The sequence below is a fragment of the Vibrio sp. S234-5 genome (genome assembly GCF_000960595.1).
Classification (GTDB): domain Bacteria; phylum Pseudomonadota; class Gammaproteobacteria; order Enterobacterales; family Vibrionaceae; genus Vibrio.
Window position 1 is genome coordinate 79,033 of record NZ_JZAM01000195.1, and the last position, 22,054, is coordinate 101,086.

At 42.7% G+C, this 22,054-nt stretch carries 16 protein-coding genes and 2 pseudogenes; 5 read left to right on the forward strand and 13 right to left on the reverse strand.

Going from position 1 to position 22,054, the window contains the following annotated elements:
• The first annotated feature begins 224 nt into the window (after nt 1-224).
• The 3 genes from UF06_RS09585 to UF06_RS25990 all read left to right on the forward strand — a co-directional run bounded on the left by UF06_RS09585 (nt 225) and on the right by UF06_RS25990 (nt 2,835).
• Nucleotides 225-2,126 carry an immunoglobulin-like domain-containing protein gene (locus UF06_RS09585; protein ID WP_045570247.1) on the forward strand — a complete coding sequence of 634 codons (1,902 nt, stop codon included), beginning with the start codon at nt 225-227 and terminating at the stop codon, nt 2,124-2,126.
• A gap of 284 nt (nt 2,127-2,410) precedes the next feature.
• A complete protein-coding gene (locus tag UF06_RS09590) occupies nt 2,411-2,629 on the forward strand; it encodes a hypothetical protein (RefSeq protein ID WP_045570248.1) in 219 nt (72 codons plus the stop codon).
• Nucleotides 2,605-2,835: a hypothetical protein gene (locus UF06_RS25990; protein ID WP_139046317.1), complete on the forward strand. Its 231-nt coding sequence runs from the start codon at nt 2,605-2,607 to the stop codon at nt 2,833-2,835. Before UF06_RS09590 ends, UF06_RS25990 begins: the two co-directional genes overlap by 25 nt.
• A 176-nt stretch (nt 2,836-3,011) precedes the next feature.
• Here UF06_RS25990 and UF06_RS09595 read toward each other — a convergent pair whose 3' ends face one another.
• The 6 genes from UF06_RS09595 to UF06_RS24215 all read right to left on the reverse strand — a co-directional run bounded on the left by UF06_RS09595 (nt 3,012) and on the right by UF06_RS24215 (nt 11,052).
• A complete protein-coding gene (locus UF06_RS09595) occupies nt 3,012-3,548 on the reverse strand; it encodes a Dabb family protein (protein WP_045570249.1) in 537 nt (178 codons plus the stop codon).
• Between the two features lie 305 nt (nt 3,549-3,853).
• Nucleotides 3,854-4,087: a hypothetical protein gene (locus UF06_RS09600; RefSeq protein ID WP_045570250.1), complete on the reverse strand. Its 234-nt coding sequence runs from the start codon at nt 4,085-4,087 to the stop codon at nt 3,854-3,856.
• Between the two features lie 183 nt (nt 4,088-4,270).
• A complete protein-coding gene (locus UF06_RS09605) occupies nt 4,271-5,401 on the reverse strand; it encodes an RHS repeat-associated core domain-containing protein (protein WP_045570251.1) in 1,131 nt (376 codons plus the stop codon).
• Nucleotides 5,391-9,083, reverse strand: a complete 3,693-nt coding sequence (locus tag UF06_RS09610; RefSeq protein ID WP_045570252.1) for an RHS repeat protein — start codon at nt 9,081-9,083, stop codon at nt 5,391-5,393. The genes UF06_RS09605 and UF06_RS09610 overlap by 11 nt, the downstream gene beginning before the upstream one ends.
• Before the next feature lie 70 nt (nt 9,084-9,153).
• Nucleotides 9,154-10,269 carry a hypothetical protein gene (locus tag UF06_RS09615; protein ID WP_045570253.1) on the reverse strand — a complete coding sequence of 372 codons (1,116 nt, stop codon included), beginning with the start codon at nt 10,267-10,269 and terminating at the stop codon, nt 9,154-9,156.
• A 369-nt stretch (nt 10,270-10,638) separates the two neighbouring features.
• The gene (locus UF06_RS24215; RefSeq protein WP_082069657.1) at nt 10,639-11,052 is read right to left on the reverse strand and encodes an FHA domain-containing protein; all 414 of its coding nucleotides are present in this window, start codon (nt 11,050-11,052) and stop codon (nt 10,639-10,641) included.
• Between the two features lie 552 nt (nt 11,053-11,604).
• Here UF06_RS24215 and UF06_RS24220 point away from each other — a divergent pair.
• Nucleotides 11,605-11,748, forward strand: a pseudogene (locus UF06_RS24220) (DUF4277 domain-containing protein); the annotation flags it as partial.
• Between the two features lie 10 nt (nt 11,749-11,758).
• Here UF06_RS24220 and UF06_RS27680 read toward each other — a convergent pair.
• From UF06_RS27680 to UF06_RS09655, 7 genes and pseudogenes are all read right to left on the reverse strand, one after another.
• Nucleotides 11,759-12,979: pseudogene (locus UF06_RS27680) on the reverse strand (IS4 family transposase).
• 188 nt (nt 12,980-13,167) lie between these two features.
• Complete coding sequence (locus tag UF06_RS09630; RefSeq protein WP_045570255.1) at nt 13,168-13,929, reverse strand: IS5 family transposase; 762 nt, start codon at nt 13,927-13,929, stop codon at nt 13,168-13,170.
• Between the two features lie 127 nt (nt 13,930-14,056).
• Nucleotides 14,057-15,025 (reverse strand): LysR family transcriptional regulator, encoded by a 969-nt coding sequence (locus UF06_RS09635; protein ID WP_045570256.1) that lies wholly within the window; start codon nt 15,023-15,025, stop codon nt 14,057-14,059.
• 390 nt (nt 15,026-15,415) lie between these two features.
• The gene (locus UF06_RS09640; protein ID WP_052702539.1) at nt 15,416-15,988 is read right to left on the reverse strand and encodes an ankyrin repeat domain-containing protein; all 573 of its coding nucleotides are present in this window, start codon (nt 15,986-15,988) and stop codon (nt 15,416-15,418) included.
• A gap of 118 nt (nt 15,989-16,106) precedes the next feature.
• Nucleotides 16,107-17,636, reverse strand: coding sequence for a catalase (locus UF06_RS09645; RefSeq protein WP_045570291.1), 1,530 nt, complete (start codon nt 17,634-17,636; stop codon nt 16,107-16,109).
• A gap of 725 nt (nt 17,637-18,361) precedes the next feature.
• Nucleotides 18,362-19,573 (reverse strand): RHS repeat-associated core domain-containing protein, encoded by a 1,212-nt coding sequence (locus UF06_RS23160; RefSeq protein WP_052702540.1) that lies wholly within the window; start codon nt 19,571-19,573, stop codon nt 18,362-18,364.
• Nucleotides 19,574-19,591: 18 nt separating this feature from the next.
• Entirely contained in the window at nt 19,592-21,436 is a 1,845-nt protein-coding gene (locus UF06_RS09655; protein ID WP_045570257.1) for a hypothetical protein, read from the reverse strand.
• Between the two features lie 410 nt (nt 21,437-21,846).
• Here UF06_RS09655 and UF06_RS25995 point away from each other — a divergent pair, with 410 nt between their 5' ends.
• Entirely contained in the window at nt 21,847-22,014 is a 168-nt protein-coding gene (locus tag UF06_RS25995; RefSeq protein ID WP_277914540.1) for an NPP1 family protein, read from the forward strand.
• Nucleotides 22,015-22,054: the final 40 nt, after the last annotated feature.

The window sequence follows — 22,054 nt, forward strand, 5'->3', positions numbered from 1 at the left end:
TCAAAGACATCGAGCAACCAAAACCATACAATTAAAGAATACATTGGCCCTAAACAGGGTGTTGCGGGGAAAACCCCCGCATATCGTTTTTTAGATTAAACCAATAACCGATATAGTTTGCGTCCATTATTCATCACGCAGGTAGGAAATCATTTTCCCTATCGCGTATATATCGGCATCCCTTATCAAGTTTGGGATTAAAACTGTAATAAATAAGAGTACGTATGAACTTAAATAAACTATCAGCAATTATTGGATTGGGTCTCGCCTCTTTCTCAACCTTTTCTTCTGCTAATGAAATGGTCAACCCTGAAAATAACGTGGTTGTCGGTTATTGGCATAACTGGTGTGATGGCGGCGGCTATCAAGGGGGCAATGCGCCTTGCGTTAGCCTTGAAGAGGTCAATCCTATGTACAACGTCGTCAATGTCTCCTTTATGAAGGTATACAACACCGCTGATGGCCGCATTCCCACATTCCACCTCGACCCCGCGACCGGGTTGACGGAACAGACGTTTATCCAGCAGATAGAAGATCTGAATAAACAAGGCCGGTCAGTGCTGTTAGCACTTGGCGGTGCCGATGCGCATGTTGAACTGCGCACTGGTGATGAGCACGCCTTTGCCAACGAGATCATTCGCTTGACCGATCACTATGGCTTTGACGGCTTAGACATTGACCTTGAGCAGTCGGCCGTCACCGCGGCGGACAACCAAACCGTGATTCCAGCGGCACTGCGCATTGTCAAAGATCACTACCGCGCGCAAGGCAAAAATTTTCTTATCACCATGGCACCGGAGTTTCCCTACCTGACTCAAGGTGGAAAATACGTACCGTATATCGATAATCTGGAAGGGTATTACGATTGGATCAACCCACAGTTTTACAACCAAGGCGGTGATGGCATTTGGGTCGATGGTGTTGGTTGGATCGCACAAAATAACGATGCACTGAAACAGGAGTTCATTTATTACATTTCCGATTCGTTGTCGAACGGCACGCGCGGTTTCCATAAGATTCCACACAACAAACTGGTGTTTGGTATTCCTTCAAGCATTGATGCCGCTGCCACAGGTTATGTGAAAGAGCCGCAAGATCTGTACCGTGCTTTTGAGCAGCTTGCTTCTCAAGGTCAACCGTTACGTGGTGTGATGACTTGGTCGGTCAACTGGGATATGGGCACCAATGCCGCAGGCCAAGCTTATAATGAACAATTCATTAAGGATTACGGTTCATTCGTTCATGGTCAAACACCGCCTGTAGCCAGCGGCGAGCCCGTGTTAAGTGGCGTCAATGATACGAGAGTTTTGCACAACTCCCACTTCAACCCAATGGCTGGTGTCAGTGCAACCGACCAAGAAGATGGCGATTTGACCAACCACATCCACGTTGAAGGGCACGTAGACACTCGCGCGGTCGGCAGCTATGCGCTGACCTACCATGTTGCTGACAGCGATGGCAACAACATCTCAGAGGTACGTTCAGTTGAGGTCTACAGTGCTAAGCCCGTACTCCAAGGGGTTAATAATAGCAAGATCACGCTCGATAGCCCCTTCGATGTCATGGCCGGAGTAAGCGCCTATGATGAAGAAGACGGCAATTTAACCGATAGCATCGAAGTCACGGGGTATGTCGATAGCGGCGTGGCGGGTGAGTACCAATTAACCTACCGAGTCACCGATAGCGCGCACCAAACCACCACGGCCAAACGCGATATTACGGTCCTTGCTGGCGATACAGACGAAACCTGTGAAAGCAATTGGAATGCTGCGACCACTTACGTCGAAGGCGATCGCGTGAGCCATGATGGCCAAACCTGGAGAGCGGGTTGGTGGACTCGCGGCGAAGAACCGGGCACCACTGGCGAGTATGGCGTGTGGCGCACCGCGTCCGATGCGGGCGACTGTGGTGGTTCAAGCGGCGGTGTAGATAACGGAGACAGTGGCGACAACGGCAGCAGCGAACCCGGCGAGGTGATTGAGTGGATTCCTGGACAAACGCAAGTCAATAACGGTGATACCGTCATCTACGGCGGCGAATGCTTTGTGGCGAAAAACAACCCAGGTGTGTGGGAGACGCCATCAACCAGCGCCACCTGGTTCTGGGATCAAGTCCCTTGCCCCTAAGCATTTGGGCTAAATCAACATGGCAATAAAATGATCAATTGAAAAGAGAGAAAACCACCGCTTCAATGCGGTGGTTTTTTATTGCGGGGCTTGGCGAAAGTTCATTGCTTGCTATCACTCAGAGAGTTCAGCTTCGTTCACAGCCGTTGCGTTGGCACAACAAGGCACGTTTTCTCCACCAGAAAAAATCACTTCATCAGCCGGACAGTGTTCCATCTCACCCATTTCTATAAAATATACGCTTTCACCTTTGTGTTGACTATGAGGAGTTTTGGCATGCAGATATGGATGCATTCGAATGGAAAATCACTTGGCTAAAATCGGGCGCGTACTCACTGGTTACTGATGGCCAAAGCTCACCAGAGCACGCTATCGTGAAAGGGGCACCAAGCTATGCACAAAGTTCAATCCAGCCGAAGAAGCTACTCATTGCACCAACCATTAATGTCGGCTTTGAAGTAGGGCAACCGGCTCGCTTGTGCTACAACATGAATCACTGGTAGAGATTCTCAACCACGTGGCCAAAGGAGGCAAAACAGGCATGATCATGTGGGATCTGTTTAAAGATGTACGCTTTGATCAAGACAACTGGCAAACGAGTTGGGCAACCCCTCAAGAGGTTCTCAAGCGCTCTTGCGAAATCATGGAGCTAAATGGAGATGGGTATGATTGCGATACGCAGATTTTAACACCGCCGCTGCAACACTAATCAATTATTAGCTATCTTTCCGCTGTACAAAAAACACTCTACGAAAAATGTCTTAGGCCAAAGTACCTAAGACATTTTTATTTCAGACATTCAATTTCACGCCCATCCTTTTCAGCTTGGCTCTGCTTCAACTAAAAAGGGGTTCAAACTAAAAAGGGTTTCAAACTAAAAGGAGCTTAGTCAACACTGGTTAGCTGGTAGTCAAACACCAACACACCAACATTGTCACTACCGTCCGGGTTTTTCTTTACTTTGAGAAAAGGCCCGACAAACTCCTTAAATGCCTGATGCATAGGGTCGTAGAATTTAGGGTCACTAATCGCAGGCTGACCAACGTAGTAATTCAAATCCCCTTGAGATAAAAAACTCACAATAAATGAGACATCGTACCCTTTTCCTACTCCTTCCCGACTAATATTACCATGTCCAACTTCGATGTTATGAATATATGGTTTTCCATAACGAGTACTATTACGCAACTCTAAAAATCGATGGATAATCTCTTCTCGCTGTGATTCGGTCACACTATCTTTTAGATCAAAAAAAACCACATGCCGAGTTAGCGCTGTTTTGTATTCAGGATCCGTTGTTTCCGCATACTTTTCTTTCTCAATCATTTGCGGATGGCTGGAAAATTCCGCATCATTATTGACATCTATTATATGAGCAGAAACACTAAACGGCAGAATTAGTGCCAGCAATAGATATTTCATATTCACCTCAATATATTTAAAAATAACAAATAGCACCCGTAATTATTATATTAACTGAAATCAGTCAAGATAATACAGTAGAGGCAAAGTTTCGGATTATCCAGATAAGAATAAAATCAACTTGAACAATATCAATAAACACACTCTGTTCCACTCTAAAATGAAACCGTTGGCACGATAAATGACTTGTCTTCAATGAAACAGCGCGCTCAATGAGAATATTGATTCTGTCTATGAAAAAATATTGTCTATATCCACCAGTCGATTGGCGGATATGGACCTGACTTTAATATACCATCATGAACTTAGTGACATGCGGCTGGGCCGATATTTACCCATACCGAATCGCTACCAGGCTCATTACCTTGGATCCACCATTTGGCTTGATAAACGAAACTGTTATGGCTAACCGTTTCGTTGGTATAAGTTTCGTTGGTATAAATAGTCGAGGCATCCCAAGCCGGATACTGCTCTGCGTTGGCATCGGTCGTGCTGCATTCATTGCCGCCTTCTTCCCCACCGCCACTTTGCATGCCCATCACTAAAACCTCAACAACATCATAAGCTTGCGCTTCACCAAGTATGTATCTGGATCAAGCGGGTCGCAATATTACTATGGAAGAGAGTACATAAACTCAATACCTGTAGACTCTCCTTTCAGATAAGTGCCGCTCACGTTAAGTGAACGGCAACGGCATAGCTTTTTTATATTGATCGTAACATTACGAGAGTGGCAACTGACGTATCATTCTTTGTACATCATTACCGTATTTGACGCGCTGGCGAGTTTCTTCCAGAGAATACAGCTGGTTTTTTCTCGCTTCAGGATTTGCACTTCTTCCTTCCGTCACCATACTCTCAGCTGATGACTTTCCGCTATCGAATCTTCCCGGGATAGTTTTGACTACTGACCAACCGAGACTGCCGATAGAACCAGCGGTCATGATGCCTTGGTAGATGGTGTAGCCACGCGCGCCTACTTTCACTTGGTCAAGCAGGATCTTAGTAAAGCCACCGTGAATCGGAGGAGGCGTATAAGTCATGGTTTTGCCACCTTGTACCATCTTGGTTACAATAACCCGACCTTCTGAACTACCGATCCTCATTGCTGGGTTTGTTTTGCGTGCCCATTCAAGGTTGTACTCACCGGATGGACGAATTTTGTTCCACAGTCGAGAACCAAGCCCCGGTTGAGTGACATCTTCTAAAGCCCCGCCTGCTCGTACCCAACGTAAGTTTTGTACCGATTTGTAAGCCGAATAGCCGCCACTGACCACGCCAATAATGTCAAATGGAATGGTGGCGATATCCAGTTTACGTGAGATGTCTCCGTCATCAATGATGCCTGATGCAAGCTGGAGCGCACCACTGGTCATGCCTGCGATGCCGCCGATGATACCAGCAGCAAGAACCAAGCTTGAGCCTCCGGTTGGCGCCGCAAGTGCAATCCCGACAATCCCCGCAATGATACCGAACGCACCAAACAGGATCTTACTGATATTCAAGTGGCCACTTGGGTCAGTAAAGTTAATTGGGTCGTTGTGACAGTAAATGTAAGCGTTGTGCACGCCCTCGCTAAATGGCGCTAGACTGTCTGGAGCGTTAAAGCGCATCAACTTCGGCTGGTAGACACGATAACCTTGACCTAGGTGATAACCCTCAAGTACCGGATCCAACCATTCGCCGTTAAAGCCTAAGTGTGAAGGGGAGACCGTCATCGATTGTGCCATTGCAAGACGCACAGAAGTTGGCAGTAATGAAATGCCACCAGCCACTGCACTGGTTTGGCCGATTTTAATCAGAAACTCACGTCGATTAAGCGGAGTAATGAATACAGAATCTTTATTGCTCATTGGTATTTCCCACCTGTTCGCGTTGTCCATATGGAGAGTAGCGGTACATCGAGCCAGTTTGACCAGCTTTGTTGGAAGCGATGACAGAACCGTTTTGATCGGTTGCTAGCATAGAGACAACAGAACCTTGCTCTGACCATTTCGGCACGCCATCATCGTAGATGTAGTGAGTGACGCTGCCATTTTCTTCGATAGACGCGATGTCACTCCACAAGTACTCAAATTGACGACTTTCGGAGCCAGAATGTTGTCTGATTAGGCGATCATTGCTGTCGTATGAGTATTGCCATTCTGTATTGCCGGACAGCACGCTAGTGAGTTTGTCGAAGTGGTCGTAACGAAGCTCTCGACCTTCGGCATCCTGAATCATGTTTCCGTTCTGGTCATATTTCAGTACGGTTTGACTAGGAAGCTGAGGATGCGTGTGAGTGATGCGTGTTAACTGAGTTGGATCATCCGCTTCGTAGTAGTAATTCGCGAAGTCTTGAGACTCGTTGGTTACGCAGTGTTGAGTCAACATATTGCCTAAGTCATCGTGGCTCCATTCAAGGAATACGATAGGTTTCCCCCATTCGCTGAGTGGGCCGTTGCCTAAGAAATCGACACGCCTTAATTGCGAGAGTGAATCATAGGTGTACGTCTCCGTTACCTTGCCCAACTCCGCGCATTCTTTTTCGCGAGAGCGAAGCAAACCAAGTTCGTTGTAGGCTTGAGACTGCTCAAAGATATAAACGTCGTTGAGTGCCACCGCGCGGTTTACTTCGCGGCTGTATTCATCCCATTCAATTTCGGTGGTTTGTGTGTGATTCCCGGATGTCAAACGCTCTAATGTGATGCGATCAAACTGATCGTATTCGTATTCGACAGTGGCGTTGTCCGTACTTAATTTGACCAGTCGGCCAAGCTCATCGTAACCAAACTGACGGCTATCACGCGCACCTTGAATTGATGCAATCACGCCGCCTTTTGAGTAAGTGTACTGGCGGATATTTCCGTCATGCAGCTCAAACTCAGGTAGGCCGGTCGAGGAATACGTGATCGTGCTACGACTGCCGTTGTTATCTTGGCTGCCAGTTGGTAAGCCAGAAACGGGATCGTATTGGTATGTCGTTAACTGATCGCCGGATTCTTTCTCGTTGAGAACACCCAATTGATCATCACGAGTAAAGCGTCTTGTTGGCGCAGACAAGCTGGTTTCAGTTGCTGGAATATTACTGCTGTCTACGTACGTCCACGCTAAAGAAGCTTGATTGCTAGCCCCTCGACGAAGCTCAAGAGGTCGTCCCAACCCGTCGACGTCGCGCTGACCAACGATCTGCGAACCGATCTCTAGTTTCGTGACTTGCGTTTGATCAGTATGTGCTGCGTAGGTGATTTGCTGAGCCACATTGTTAGCTTGAGTAATATGAATCGCGCGATCAAATTTGTCGTATTTATAGCTTTTCGATTGACTCGCAGGATCGGTTTCTTTTTTTAGGCGGCCCCAAGCGTCGTATTCATAATGCCAAACACGATCACCCTGTTGCTTCCTGTCTTCTAATCCCCAGTTGTTTAAATGGCTAACTGTTAACGCTAATCCCTCAATACCGTGTGTTTTTTGGCGGCTTGCGAGGTTGTTAAACGCAATGTGACGATTGCCATTCGGCAGCGTAGTGGCTTTAACCTGACCCCAATCGTCGTATTCATAACTTTCGGTTTGGGTGACAGAAATTGAGCGTGCATTTTTATCGGGAAGATCATCAAATGAGCTCTTGCTTTCTAAGCGGCCGAGCGCGTCGTACTCTTTTTTCCAAATGGTTGTGTTGCCTAGTTTCGCTTCTAACTCTCTGCCTTGGCCATCCCAACTCTGTTCGCATAGGTTGCCTTTACAGTCCGTCAACACCAAGGTTTGTCTAGCTTGGGTTGTGTCGACAAGGTATTGGTATGAGCGTGCCGCACTGCCATCAATACGTTCGGTTTTAGTACGACGTAGCGAGTCATATTCAAAGCTACAGCGAACACCATCTGCGTCCACGTGATGAGCGATTTCGCCGATATCAAAATAATGGCCGACAACGACGTTAGTTTTGGTGTTGTCGTGGCACACCAGTTCTTCATGTTCCTCGACCGTCTCATTGCTTAAGGTGTACTGATAGCTTGATGTCTTTGAAAAGGTACCTTCTGCATGCATGAGATCGTTCTTAATTGAAGCTAAACGGCCTAAAGAAAACGCCTCGCTTTTATCCTCGTGGTAGCTGTAATAGCTTTGGTAGCGGTCATGAGCATTTTCCAAGCGTAGCACGACATCCTTTTGGTTGTTGAAACCAGTGGTTTCACCGTACTCATAGGAGATCTTACGTTCTTCAGAGCCATTAGTTAGAGTGCGAGACTTCACAAAGTTCACCATGCCAGAAGGTGAAGCAGGGCAGCCAGATTCACCTTTTGACGAGTAATATTCATAGTACTCTGTGATGTTGTTTTCATCTTTGAAAGACAACATGTTACCGTATTGATCGTATTCCCAATGACGAGTTTGCAGATGACTATCTTCACCCGATGACCAAGTCTGATCTTCTTTGTTGATTAAGGCATACTGAGCAGGCTGGTTGGCAAAACTCTCATTGTTACGCGCTGGATAGCCAAGCGTCTTGAGGTGAACAAGTTTATTGTTGACCAAACGTGCTTCTTCAACCAGCAAGTGGAATTGGTTGTAGGTTTGAATGGTCTTAATCGTACCGCCTTCCACTTTTTGTACTCGGTATGTGTATTCGAACCCACGTTCAAGAAGGTTATCGATGCCTTCACCTAAACTACCGCCCGGAACGTTGTAACCCATAAAGTTGCGGCTATCGGAATTTACGCTGTCATATTCCGTCGTAATGATGGGAGAGTTTCGAGTCAGTACATGATGAGAAGTCACCGCTGGGAGATAAGTGTTGGTGTTGACTCTTATCCCATTTGCTTCATAAGCAAGTTGCTCAAGCATCCCACAAGGATGGGTGACACTCTGAATCAGGTTATAAGCCCCAATCGTTTTGTAGCCAAAGTCATAGCTACCTGCATCTTCAGATAGGTTACATTGGACAAGGTTATTATTGTTTAAGATAAGGCTGAAATACGCTTCGTGTGCACTGCCAATGTTGGTGAAAATATTCACTCTGCCCGGATTCGCGTGGACGATAAGCAAGAGTGGTTGGCTCTCGGATGTGCGGTCATCCCAGACTTTGTTCAGACGTTTTTCTGAGCCAATGTTTAACCAAGAAAAATGCAAAGCATGGCCATCACTTTGAATGATTTTAATTAGGTTACCGTGATCATCTAAGATGTCTTTACGACCATTTCGATAAGCAATTGCATAACCGCTGGCATCGCCTTTTACGGAGAAGTCGAGCAGCTTTTTGTAGCGGAGAGCAAGTTTGTAGTTTGCACCTAATTCAGCTCGGTAAAACTGCCCATTCGCAAGATGCAGTTGCTTATTTTTTAGATCGTATCTTGGAATGTTTAGCTTCCAACCTTTGCCGAAGCCTAGGTTATCTGTCGAGTAGGGAGAAAATTGCAGAGCGATATCAAGGTTAGGGCCTTTTAGCCAGTTGCCGACTAAGGAACCTAGAAGAATTTGATAGGAGTAGCTTCTTGTTCTTTGGTCTACGCCCCCTGAACAAAAACTATCAAAGTTAAACGCATTTGAAGTCCAATTAGACATAGTGTCTCCTTTAAATAAAGCGAAAGTTAGCCCAACGAGTGTGGGCTAACGTTTTTCTAAGGCCGAGAAATTATTGGTTAACTAGGTTCCATTTGGTGTAGTCCCACTTCTGACCACCGCCGCTAAATTGGCTTTGAGGGTAAGTCAGTTTAAGACGCGCTTTGTTTCCGTACTGGTCATAAGCGGTGAAGCGGTACTCGTTTTGAGAGTCATTAATTGAAGTGTTGCCAGAGAAAAGCAGCTGACTTAGTGTCACAGAACGCAGCTTTTGGTTAACGCGCCACGTTGCTGTGCGACCTTGGCCAGCAGCGCTGTTCCATACGTATTCGTCTGAAACCGTGCGCTCTCGGCCTGGCTCAAAGATGTAGCCTTTTACTGAGCGGACTCCGTTTGGACAATTGCTGTAACAGCCAAGCCATTCGTCTCGTAAAAAGACCTTGTCGTTGTTCGACTCTTCCCAGTTATCCATGGCAACTTTGGTCATGGTGATGGAAGTGTCTGTTGGTGTGATGTAGAAGTTACGAACTTCTGCCTTTTCAAAGTAGAAGCCGTCACCGTCGTCTTTCCAAACTCTTTCACCTGTACCAATGTCGGCAAACTCAGAAGCGCTGTACTCTTTAGGTTGCACACCTTGGTAGAGAGCACTTTCATCGTATGGGTAAGCACAGCTGTCGTAAACGTTGCCATCCTCGAACTGGATTTGTGCACAAACTTGGCGGTATTGAGCCGTTTCGTTGCCATATACCCAAGCTGTCAGCTTGTTAGATGCCGTTGAAAGAACGCGTGAGTTAGGAAGGCTTTCAGCACTGCGATACACGCCGCTGATTTGGTGTGCGTAGTCATTCTCGTTGTATGTGTAGCCCCAACAATCTCGGCCATAGCTACAGTCTTTGTCTCTGCCTAGTTGGACATCATTGCTCTTTAGGTAAAACGAAATCGAATTCTTTACTTCGTCGTTGCTTACCGTCACCGGCTGACCGTATCGGTCAGCGAAAGCAACCGTGACATTCAGCTTTGATTGCATTTTCCCATTCGCATAAAAAGGCATCGGGGCACCAAGGCTTTCATTGTGATCAGCTGAGAGCATGATCGATAAAACCTCATAATCGCTATTGATTGCTGAAAATGTTGATGTTGAAAGCAAGGTTAACGGTAGCGTGAGTAAGTGTTTTTTTAAATGATTCATTATTATTTCCTTATGGATGGTGAATATATATTTTTATATCTAAAGAACTGAACTTTTATATTTAAATTGAGATTGTTTTTAATGCCTATCCTGGTTGCTAAACTCATAAACTCTTCTTTAAGCTGTAATTCCTCCATTATGATGAATATTTCACTGTCACTTTATTCAAGTGAATTATAATACTTTCACATAAGCTAATGGCTAATGTGGTTTTTTCTAACTCTTATCATATTCATAATTCGTGCTTAAGACATTGTATGATTGGAATTCAATGTCCGCCGAGTTTATAATGAGTGGCGACTTTTCTGTAATTACTCGCGGTAATTTCTGATAAAATCCAACACCTACCTTTCGCATTAACTATTGGCATCACTTATGTTCATACAGGAAACGTATTTCGGAGTTTGATATTTTCTGCGCAATATCTATCTGTTCACTTTCGTATGAATAATAAGTACTAGTTATATATGAACAATTAAAAACACCTAGAAAGTAAGAACAGGAGGGGGACGGCCGTTCATCGATGGCGGTTTCTTTCCAAATATCCTGCAGTGAAACTTCAATTTCGTAATCGCCAAAATTAATTGTGTCTTTATCTTTTAAAGCGATATCTATTCTATTTTCCACATGACTTACTGAGCTGTTAATAAATAAACCATTAATTGATAGATATCTTAATAAAAAGTCATTTCCAAAATTTGATATCTCACCATGCACGACTGAAATAATGCGTTCAGGATCGGGAAGAACCCAGTAACAAGAATCAGCACGACCAAATTTAATTGAGCAATGTTCCTCTGCAGAAGATAAAGTAAAAACTCTGTAGCTCTGGTGTGAACTTGTGAAAACTAGTAATGGAAAGCACTACGCCCATATCAACCTCTAGCCATTGTCTATTTTATACTTTTTTAATTTCCAAGCATCACGCGCAAAATACAGTGACTCTGTGGCATTATTGACATACAAATCAACAGTTCGGAAACAATTATTAATATTTACAAATAATTAATTTTTAATTCAATTCAAAGTTTCTACATAAAACAAAATCTAGAACCCAGATCAAATTTTTAATATTTTGCATTTTGTTAATAGTTAATTTGCTGTTAATTGCATCGAACTTTAGTTCATCACTCTTATATTTATTCGAAGTTTTTGGATATAGTAATGACCATTTTTAGCTAAGAGTCTAATCAACATAAATGATCCGTCATTCCGCAGCTAATTCCAGAATTCAAATAGTGTGATCTAGCGAACATTTGTTAATAAAAACGACGACACCATCTTGACCACGATCGACAGTTTTGATTTATTGCTGTTATTTGACGCTCTCAAAATATGTCTACTAAGCCTGTTATTAAACGCTTAGATCACCTTGGTCTCATTGCCGCCTTTTGTCACGAAATTGGCCTGCTACGGATGATAGATGCCGTTATCCCAAAATATTCTGACCACAATGTTTCTCATGGTGACGCGGTACTGAGGGATCCCCTCATAAATCACCCAGCGCATAACCATATTGGTGAAGTTGCCGTGTGAGCTCTGCCCCTGCATATAGTCGTTCTAACGTTGTGATTTCGTAGTTTGACCTTCGTAGAACTTCCATACCCAAGCGAACGGTTGATAATACATTCCTTGTTCGCACGGTATTCGCCTGGAAGTGCCTGTCCCAGCCTTGCTTTTGAGCATGCAAACCCGCTAGCCAAAACATGAGTTGTAACATGAGTGCGATCAGTAAAATAATGTCGAAGCGCTCTGGGCTGTTAGTTCGGCTTTGTCTTAGACCTAGCCCGTAAACTGGACTCTTTAAGTCACGGAAGGTTTCTTCAATTTGCATGCGTTTAGCATAAAGATTGACCAGTTGCTTTGGTGTCCGGGTTGATGGGGGGAAGGTCCGTCGCAAGCACCCAAGGCTCCTTGGTCGCGGCAGAGTATATTTTCGGTGATGGATGGTGGCAGTTAGTTCGTGTCGAGCGTTGGTTTTTTCTGCCTTTAGGTAACGACTTATAGAGTGCCATGTGGCAATGGATTGGATTGGATTGCTCTTAGTGAGTTTTTTGTCGCCTAAAGTTTTAGGTCTACTGGATGCCTGAGCATGCAACTCACTGATTGAAATCCAGTTTTCAGAGCCCAGTTCAGCAAACTGAACCTTGCCACGTATTCGACTTAACCAAAACTAACCATACTTTTCAACGGATTTGAACCAAGGCAACTTAAATCCAGCATCGCTGACGATGAGAGGTGTGACATTAGGCGGTAAAATGTTGGCCAAATCCGCTAGAAACTGGTCATGTGCTGATTTCGAGCATTGCTCAGATAAAGGAAACGCTTTTTCATAGAGAGTGATAGAGCGGCCATGCAGTACAATGGATGCCCGTAACGCCATCAATCGTTTGTGTTCACGAATATCAGACCAATCGACTAAGACCACGGGCATGGGATTCCCTGAACAAACAAAGCGGGCGTGTCATCGATAGACAGCAAGACGTTCTTTGTGTAGGTGTAGGTGTCGGTTGCCGAGTAATCGGTCCATGCGTTTAATGTTGTGCTTTGTTCTCGCTTGGTTGGGCAAGTTGCGGCCAAGTTCAGTGAGTGTCAGCGTCTTGCTATCGAGCAAAGCACGACAGGCTAACATTAAGCGATTGAGTCGCTTTAAGTGGAGTTCAGGGCAGAATTGGTAAAGAGAATCGTGTAGGATATTGAGTTCGCACATCTTGTTGTCTGGTTGTTGTTTTTTGGCGAAATCATTTGATCACATGACAAGGTGTGCATCCAGCTTAAATTAATGATTTTTTTTCTAAAAATCATTAGGGGATTCCTCAGCGCAGAATTAGCGTTTAACGAGTTCAAGAAACAATGCGACTTACTGGGGCCAGTTGATCTTTGCTGTACATATTTCGCTCAACAATACATCGGCAGCCACATTATCGTAAACGCCAGTGATACCATACTGGCGTAATTTCTTGCTAACTTATCATATCTCGTTGATATCGCTCGGAAGTGCTTAATTCTCGCGAAAGCATTCTCTACCAAATGTCGATACTTATAGAGACACCAATCCATGCTTTCTTTGTCGATATCTTGTCCATAATTTCGCTTCGGTATAACGGTTTCACCACCTTTAGAGTCAACATAAGCCCTTAAAGCTTCACTGTCATAGCCTTTATCAGCGATAAATACGTTGACCTCCTTAAGGTTGTCAACAAGGCTCTCGGCACGAGCAATATCATTTCTCTGGCCTTCTGATAGCTCAAAATAGATTGGTAATCCGCCGCTATCCACAACCAAATGAATTTTCGTTGAGTTACCGCCGCGACTCTTTCCAATACACTCATTATCTGGTGTCGCTGCTCCTGTACTATGCTGATGAGCTTTGACTATTGAGCCGTCTGCAAACACCCAGTCATAATCGGAAAGTTTTGATAACTCTTTGAATAAGATATCTAACAGGCCTTTCTTCGACCACAGGTTAAAGCGACGATAAACCGTGTTCCAGTCCCCAAACTCTTTGGGAAGATCACGCCATGTAACTCCTGTCCGCATGCGGTAAAGAATCCCTTCAAAGGTCATTCTATGTTCAGATTTATTATAAATGCGGCCAGTGTTTTTCATTACTTGAAGTAGCTTTTGCCACCGCTTATCAGTTAGCATTAGTCTCGGCATGGTATGGAGTTACAGTTTATTTTTGGCGAAACAAATTATAACGCCTTACCATGCTGCTCAAAAAGCCATCACGAAAGGTCAACACGCCCTAGGTTTAAAACCGACTTTATGTAACACATTACTCAAGTCACGAAACGGTTTTCAATTTCGGATCGGGTTCGCTCATAAAACCAACGAACTCTAAGTAGTTTTCGGCCACCTCCTTAAACATCTTCTGTCGCGGATTCGCTTTATGAAATGACAAATAGACAGGGATACAGATCTCACTGACAGATTTGACCAACTGTAACTCAATACCTCGCATCGCAAACTCGCGTTCTGCAACTCGATTTAATAACAACAACGAAGGAACAGACTTCGATAAGCAGCAAAGACTCTCGATGTCAGGCAGCAAGATTGGCGATAGCTTTCCAAGTTCAGCGCAAGCGGCGTTACAAAATAGGTCTTCGATAAAATGAGTCGCTTCCAACTCAGTCCCTGAACTCAAGGTCGCAAGATGATGAATATCAACACCAAGCTTCTGCCCAGCTTGAAAGTGTTCTTTATGCATGTAAAACGCGTAGCAATCGGTATAAATGTGGCGATTTTCAATCGATCGCGATGAAAATCGGTGGTAGGAAAGTACCACATCTAAATCCCCCACTTGCAGCTGTCGATGTATTTCTAGCTCATCAAGAGATTCGCAACTCACCATAACGGATATACGACTATCCAATATTTTTTCTGCATATTGAGACAGGATGTCACCGCATATGCCTGCTTTAACCTGCGGTGCAACGTGAAGTTTTAACGTTTGCCGACTTTGGTACTGTTGAAACTCATAGTTCAGTTTTACCAGTAACCCACTGACATCCACTTCTCGACGAAGGCGCTCACCTTCTTTGGTAAGAGAGAAAGTATTGCAATCTGAATATATCAGTTTCCTCTCTAAAATATTTTCAAGCTGATCGATTGAACGAGAAAGGCGAGTGAGAGGGATTCCCATCTTTTTTGCAGTCGCTCTTAAACCTCGACATCGACAAACCAAATCAAAATGTACGAGCAAAGTCGTGACAACAGAAATATGTTCTTGCGACATTTGATGCTTCTGATCCATAAAATCACCTATTTTCATTGCCCACTTATTGACCAATAAGATAAATAAAAATACAAACTTATCCCAACTCTAAACCAGAAACAGTATGTTCCAATTAATAGTAAATAGAAGATAAAATAAATAAACCAATAAAAATCAATTCAATACTTATTTATTTGTAATAAAATTAAGATATGAACAATTCTAGCTGTTAAGATAACCGAAGCGTGGATTAGGTTAATCAATACAAGCCAGAAAATGAAAAGCCCAGTCTAGTTTATTAATTTAACAATCAAATCATTAAAGGAAAATATGAGAATAGTTGCATCACAATTAGAATTTATAGAGACTTTAAAAACAAGAAATAAATATATCTTCGTGAAGAAAAATTACATTACATCTCTGTCGCTACTATGGAAACTTGTCTTTTAATAATATTTTGAATTCCGGCTTAGCAAACTGCTCAATAAATTCCTCTGTTCGTTGTTGTATATGTGGACTGTCACATTTTATTTTCAAAAGTGAGCGAGCGATATCAATCTCCCCTGAGACAATACTCGCCATCAAGGCTGTATTGCCGCGATAATCGACCAGACAAGGGTCAGCGTTGGCTTCCAGAAGCATGTCTACAATCGGTTTTTGCCCACGAAACGCAGCCACCATTATTGCGCTGTACCCTTGCCCATTTTGGAAATTAAGATTCACTTTGGCATCAATAAAAGTTTGCATCATTTCAACATCACCAGTGCGAGCGGCATGAAAAAATGCCAGCGCCAATTGTTCCTGAGACTGTTCCTGAGACAAGAGTTCAGGACTAGATACATCGCCATAGCTTATAGCTGGTTTACTCGCCTCCGTTGATTCAGCGAACACGCCATGGCTAACCACACCCAGCGTAAACATCATTAACCAGATAAACAGCATAATATACCGTTTTAAGCTTAGAGAGGTTATGTCCCCTCGCCAAGATCTTTTTTGTTGCATAATCAGTTCCCTAACTAGTCCATTTTTAGAGTTGAATGGAGTGAAAATTAGCGATTGGAAAGCGGCAGGCAATGGCCCAAAACACGGATAACTAAACTTTCCAACCGCTAAAGCGAAATTAATGCATTCCCATCATATCTTGAGTGTAAGCTTTCGGATCCAGTCCAAGAGCCTCTCCAACTCTCTGCCCATACTCTTTGTCAGCAAGGTAGAAATAGTTAACCATGGTGTTTTTAACTTGCTCTGAATGTACCTGACTCAACGCATCCCTGAGATTATTCACCAAATTCGTCCGTTCTTGTGGCGTAAACGAGCGATACAAAATACCTGCTTGATAAAAGTTACGCGGCTGCTTGATCTCTTCTCGGGTCAGATATCCTCGCACCATGTCACTATCATCCTTTTCAGTCATCACTTTCTGCTCTTTGACTTGGCTTGGGTTGTAGTTGACCTCTCCTGGCAACTCAGCCGTATTCATTAAGCCATCAATATGATAGTTGTTCACTTCAACCAGCGGTTTGTTGGCCGGCAGTTGCTGATAATTCGCCCCTAAGCGATACATCTGCGCATCGGCATAAGAAAAGAGGCGTCCTTGCAACATTTTGTCTGGCGTAGCAGCAATACCCGAAATCATACGAGAAGGTGCATAAGCGGCCATTTCAGTGTACTGAAAAAAGTTTGGTGGTATTTTATCTAGAACTAAAGTACCGAGCTTTTGTTCTGGTACGTCAAACCACTGTTTGGTATCGTCAAAAATATTAAAGTCAAACTTTTTGAGATCCTTGGGTTCAATCACCTTAACCATCAGATCCCATTTCGGATAATTCCCTTGAGCGATGTTCTCATAGAGATCACGCGTCATATGGCTGAAGTCTTTACCTTGTATTTCTTGCGCTTCTTGGCTAGTCAGGTTCTTTATACCTTGCTGAGATTTCCAATGAAACTTGACAAATCTAATATCACCTTCTGCATTGATAAACTTAAATGTGTTCACACCAAAACCTTCCATCGTCCGAAATGAAGCGGGCGTTCCGATATCCGAAAACAACCAAGTCAGCGTTTGTGTTGATTCTGGTGTTTTAGAGAAAAAGTCGAAGAAACGGTTTGGATCTTGAAGATTAGTGACTGGAGACGGCTTGTTAGCGTGAGTAAAATCGGGAAACTTAATCGCATCACGGATAAAAAATGTTGGTAGATGGTTGCCAACCAAATCCCAGTTACCTGTTTGTGTATAAAATTTTACCGCAAACCCGCGAGGATCACGCGCAGTTTCGGGTGAACCTTTCGAATGGATAACGCTAGAAAAACGTACCAAGACAGGCGTTTTTAAGTCTTTCTTACTAAATAGCGAAGCCGCTGTTAACTGAGAGTGGTCATCTGAGGAAATAAAATATCCTTGAGCTCCCGTACCGCGTGGGTGCATAACCCTTTCAGGAATACGCTCACGAACAAAACGCTGCAATTTTTCAATCAACTGCACGTCTTGCAAAAGAACAGGCCCACTATTTCCTATTGTCAATGAGTTGAAATCATCTAATACAGGGCTACCACCATCTTCCGTGAGAATAAATTCATTCGAATTACTTTCACTAGCCTGAGTAATAAATGAAAGTGTTATCATTGACACCACCGAAGCACTGATCGCCATCAAAGCGACCTTATTTTTAGACATTGTGATCATATTGACTATATTCATAAATAAACTTCCATTAGATAAAATATCCATACATCAACATAACAGAACAACTGTTATGCTTGAATAATAAATACCACCATTAATTAAACCAATTGTTTATTCCTATCAGATGAATAGGCAAAGATTTTATTAACCCCCAAGAAAAGTAAAATTAAAAAAAACACTCAAAACGCTAAGTAAAAACATGACCAAAAATTAACAAAGCCGAATAAGGAGATAAAATAATACACTTTATTATCAGTTGGTTAACAGGAGCAGCACGGGGATTGATTAGAAATAAAAAATGCCGTTCCTGTGCCTTTTTCGATCTATTAGACCACATAAGACATCAAGTACGGCATACTTATTTAATGGAAACACAACGTTTCTGAAATTTACCTTATGATGGCACGCTTTTTAATAACACTTGAATTATTGGTGATATATCAATCCAAACTTTATATATCAACAAGGATAATATAACCATCAGTACAGTCGTTAACCATTTAGTCAATCGAGATAATGCAGGAGATAACCAAACTAGTGGTAACGCTAATGGACCAACAACAAACAGCAGGGTTAAAACGAACCCTGCTCGATAAAACCATGGAAAAGATGAACTACGATGTTGCTTATAATTCATAACTTATCTCATCCCCTTAAAAATCATTTAATCATATTAAAACCAATGCCAAAAATCAGCTAGGAAAAAATGTTTTAGGTGACGCTGGTACCCTATCATATAATAAAAATCTAGGGTCACTGCTACTCGGTTTAATCAATAACATAAAGTGAGGGCTTTCGAATGAGTGCAGATCATGACTATAAACAGATCTCTCAGAATACGCAATAACCGGACGTCTCAGAGTATCTGATAACTCCTGTGCAGCACCACGCTCTGCATAACAACTAACCAAGTGAAGAGGATCTCTGCGTTGAAAAAGATCTATTCCAAACTCCTTATTTAAATACGCTGGTATATATCTTGGTTCAATATACAACCCTTGTTTAGTACTCCATTTACCGTTGAGATACTGAGGAAGTTCTCCAACCACTAGTTGCCCATTTTTGGTTCCATGAAGAACAATTGCTTCTCGCCTAGTTGAGCGAAAGTTATCTGTATACCCAAGAGAAAAAAGTTTTTGTCGTCGTCGATCCCACTCGGAACTGACTACAGTTATTGACCAACGTGTATATGTTCTATTTTTCGTGCTTATCGCTTTTAAGGCTTTACCAAAACCAAAAGCACTTAAACCAACCAAAGAACCAATGCCCGCATTAATACCGGCTTGCTTTACTGGCACACCAGCAGCTACGTTTAGGCCAAAATCCGCGCCTCCGGATATTAGCCCATCAGCCAGTGCAAGCCCTGCCTGGACACTGGTCTTCGCTCCCTGAGCAACAGTGCCAAATCCACCACTGATAAACCCCAACGCAGCACCGATACCAACTTGCTTCCAGTCAAACTTGTGCTTTGGATCAATCGCAACTTGAATACCTTCCCCTACTGCTGACAGAGCCGCTCCAACCAGCGCACCAACTATTGCACCGATCAGTAGACTTAATAGAGCAAAATGGCCACTGGGATCATGACGATTAACCGGATCGCCCAAACAGTAGGCGTAGCCATTTACGCCACCTTTACCGAAAGGGCTAAGACTATCTTGCGCATGAAAGCGCATTAAACTCGGACTATAAGCACGATAACCATTACCCAGTGGATAAAGATGGGTGACTACATCTTGCCGCTGACCGTTATAGCCCAGCGGATTTTTCTGCAAAGGAGAATCTTTCAATCGATTTGTAGAGAAAAGAGAAGAAGCAATAACTCGATGGGATACGGGAATAGCAAGCCCGGTCGAAACAGCACTGCCTGCTGTTGTGATAAACTGACGCCGTGTGATTTTCATAATATTTCATCCAGACTGTTATTTCGCGAATACGTCGTAAGATTGAGGTCTATTCTCCCAACGATTTTCGACCGAGACAGAGTTTACTGGCAATTTCTGCTTGCTGTAAAAGTTCCTATAACGACTGACATGGTAGCCACTAGAATAAGGTGGATAATCTGCAAATGCATATCCTTTATGTGAACCAGAATAATCAACAAATAAATCCGCATTACTCTTACTCTTTATTCTCACCTGATCAATAAAATAATACTGACCATAGCTTAAATATCTTTTTATTGGAGTAAAATCTATCTTCCACTGTTGAGAATTGGTAACCGATATTGGAGAACAATCGGAATTCTTAACCCAAGACCAACTAGTATTTATCTCACTATCAAAACAAGAAGAATAAGCCTGTCCATATTCTGGCTCTCGGATAGAAAAAATTGACATTGAATGAGCATTGTAATAGATATTACGATAGAAATCTTTTCTCAGTGCAACCCAATCAGAATACGGTGCTAAGTATTCAAACTGATCACCATCGTAGTTGTAGAGTACACTATTATCATCACCATTGCTGTAGAAATATGGCTTAATATTCAACTCAAACTGATACAATGGATCAGTCATATTTCTTATGATTTCATAGTAATTATCTACTTTGTATACAACACCATAATCATTCTTCAAAATATCTTCACCATTCACCATAACTCTATATTCTTCATTTCCAGAGTTTACTTTTCTAAAAAACCACTTCTGCTTGCCATCATTACTGTTACATATTTTCATAACCATTTCATCTGGGTAACCGTTATAGGTTAGGCAAAAATAATTTTTTCTTCCCTTGCTATCCTTCATCACTTGTATAAATTGTCCTTGGGATGTATATACCCATTCCCTTTGCTTACCTTCTACATCAGAGCAATAATTTATATGTGCTGATGCTTCCGCTGTTGGATTAGAAAGACTGCTATTGGTACGCAAGCACAAAAGACCAGTTTGATAGTCACTAGTTAAAACTATGTTATGTGGCTTAAGACATTCTTGAATGCTTCTTTGACAGGTTGGCTGGAAAACATCATTCGGATCTATACCTAGTAAATCTGAAGAAACTTGATCGACCATCGAGTTGACCAGCGATGCAATCGTATTTCTATCCTCTCGACTTCGGAACCATTCGCCAAAAATAAGATCTTCACTAAGAGGAGTGCCATTACTCAATTGACCTAGATGACTGCTATCAAAACTAGCATTACTTTCTTCACCCACAACAACCATATCATCTTCTTCTTGTGTAGAATCTAGCCTGTAAGTCGTAACACTAACAATTCTATCGCTAGTTATTTGTCCCGAAGCAACAATTTCTCCTTCATGACCAAATCCGGGCTCTGTATCACTGTAATCATCACTTTCTGCCTCACTATCTTCGATATTTCCAATTGCTCTTCTGAGTAAATTATTTTCAACCGAACTAAAATGGCCACTATCGATCGCTGATTGAAAAGAATCGACAACACTATAAAAGTCTTCATTAGGAATAATCTCGTACACATAAACTAAGTCCGTTTCGTGTTCGTCAAGGTACAGATAATCACGGGCCCATTGCACGGCAATTGTTCTATCATGCGTTGTTGCAACATAATTCGAACGTTCTTCATAGGATTCTAGCTCTGGACGGTTTTCAACAACATGGTGGTACAAGGAAGGGTTTGAACCTTGTGGTGTAAACCCATACTGGAAAATTTCTTCAGGAGGGCGAGAATCAAACCTGTAAACAGATGTATACTGGGCGATATACGAAAAAGCTGAGTTCGATACTAAAATAAATAGTAAAGATACCATTTTAACACTAAGAAACATTTTATATATTTTCATATTACTTAATCCATTAATAACCATAAGTTCCGAGTAGATATATCTCCGTTAATAAAAATATATCGATTTACAGCTTACAACGGTAAATCAGTTTCATTTTGACTTCTATAAAAACAATATGGATCAAGGTGTTTTGAATATTAGATTCTCTCCCAAATCAAAGCATTCAACACTAATGACTACAATATCAACGCAATTATTTGTAATTCCTAGTTTAATAATCTTTAAGTAAAATTTCAAAATCAGGGATATATAATCCCTGATTTTCATTGATAGGTGAATATTGTTTTTCAGATATTCTAAATGAGTTTCCTTTAGGCACACGCTGAACTGAGCGACAAACTGGCTCAGAAGAAGGATTACTGCTATCTGATACACACGCCTCTACCCTATCAGAACTAGACGCTGAAGTGGAGACGCAAGGGGATCACGTGAAATTCGTTTACCATAAGGATGGAGGCGGCACACACGCGATGCGCTTTGCTCATGGTAATGAAAGTGCGGAGAACAATTACGGTTACTGGGTTACTCCGGACATCGCAAGTTGGTATCAATTGAAAGGGGGGGAGTCTCAATAACAGCTCGATGAGAAACTTACTCAATCATTTTGATTATGGT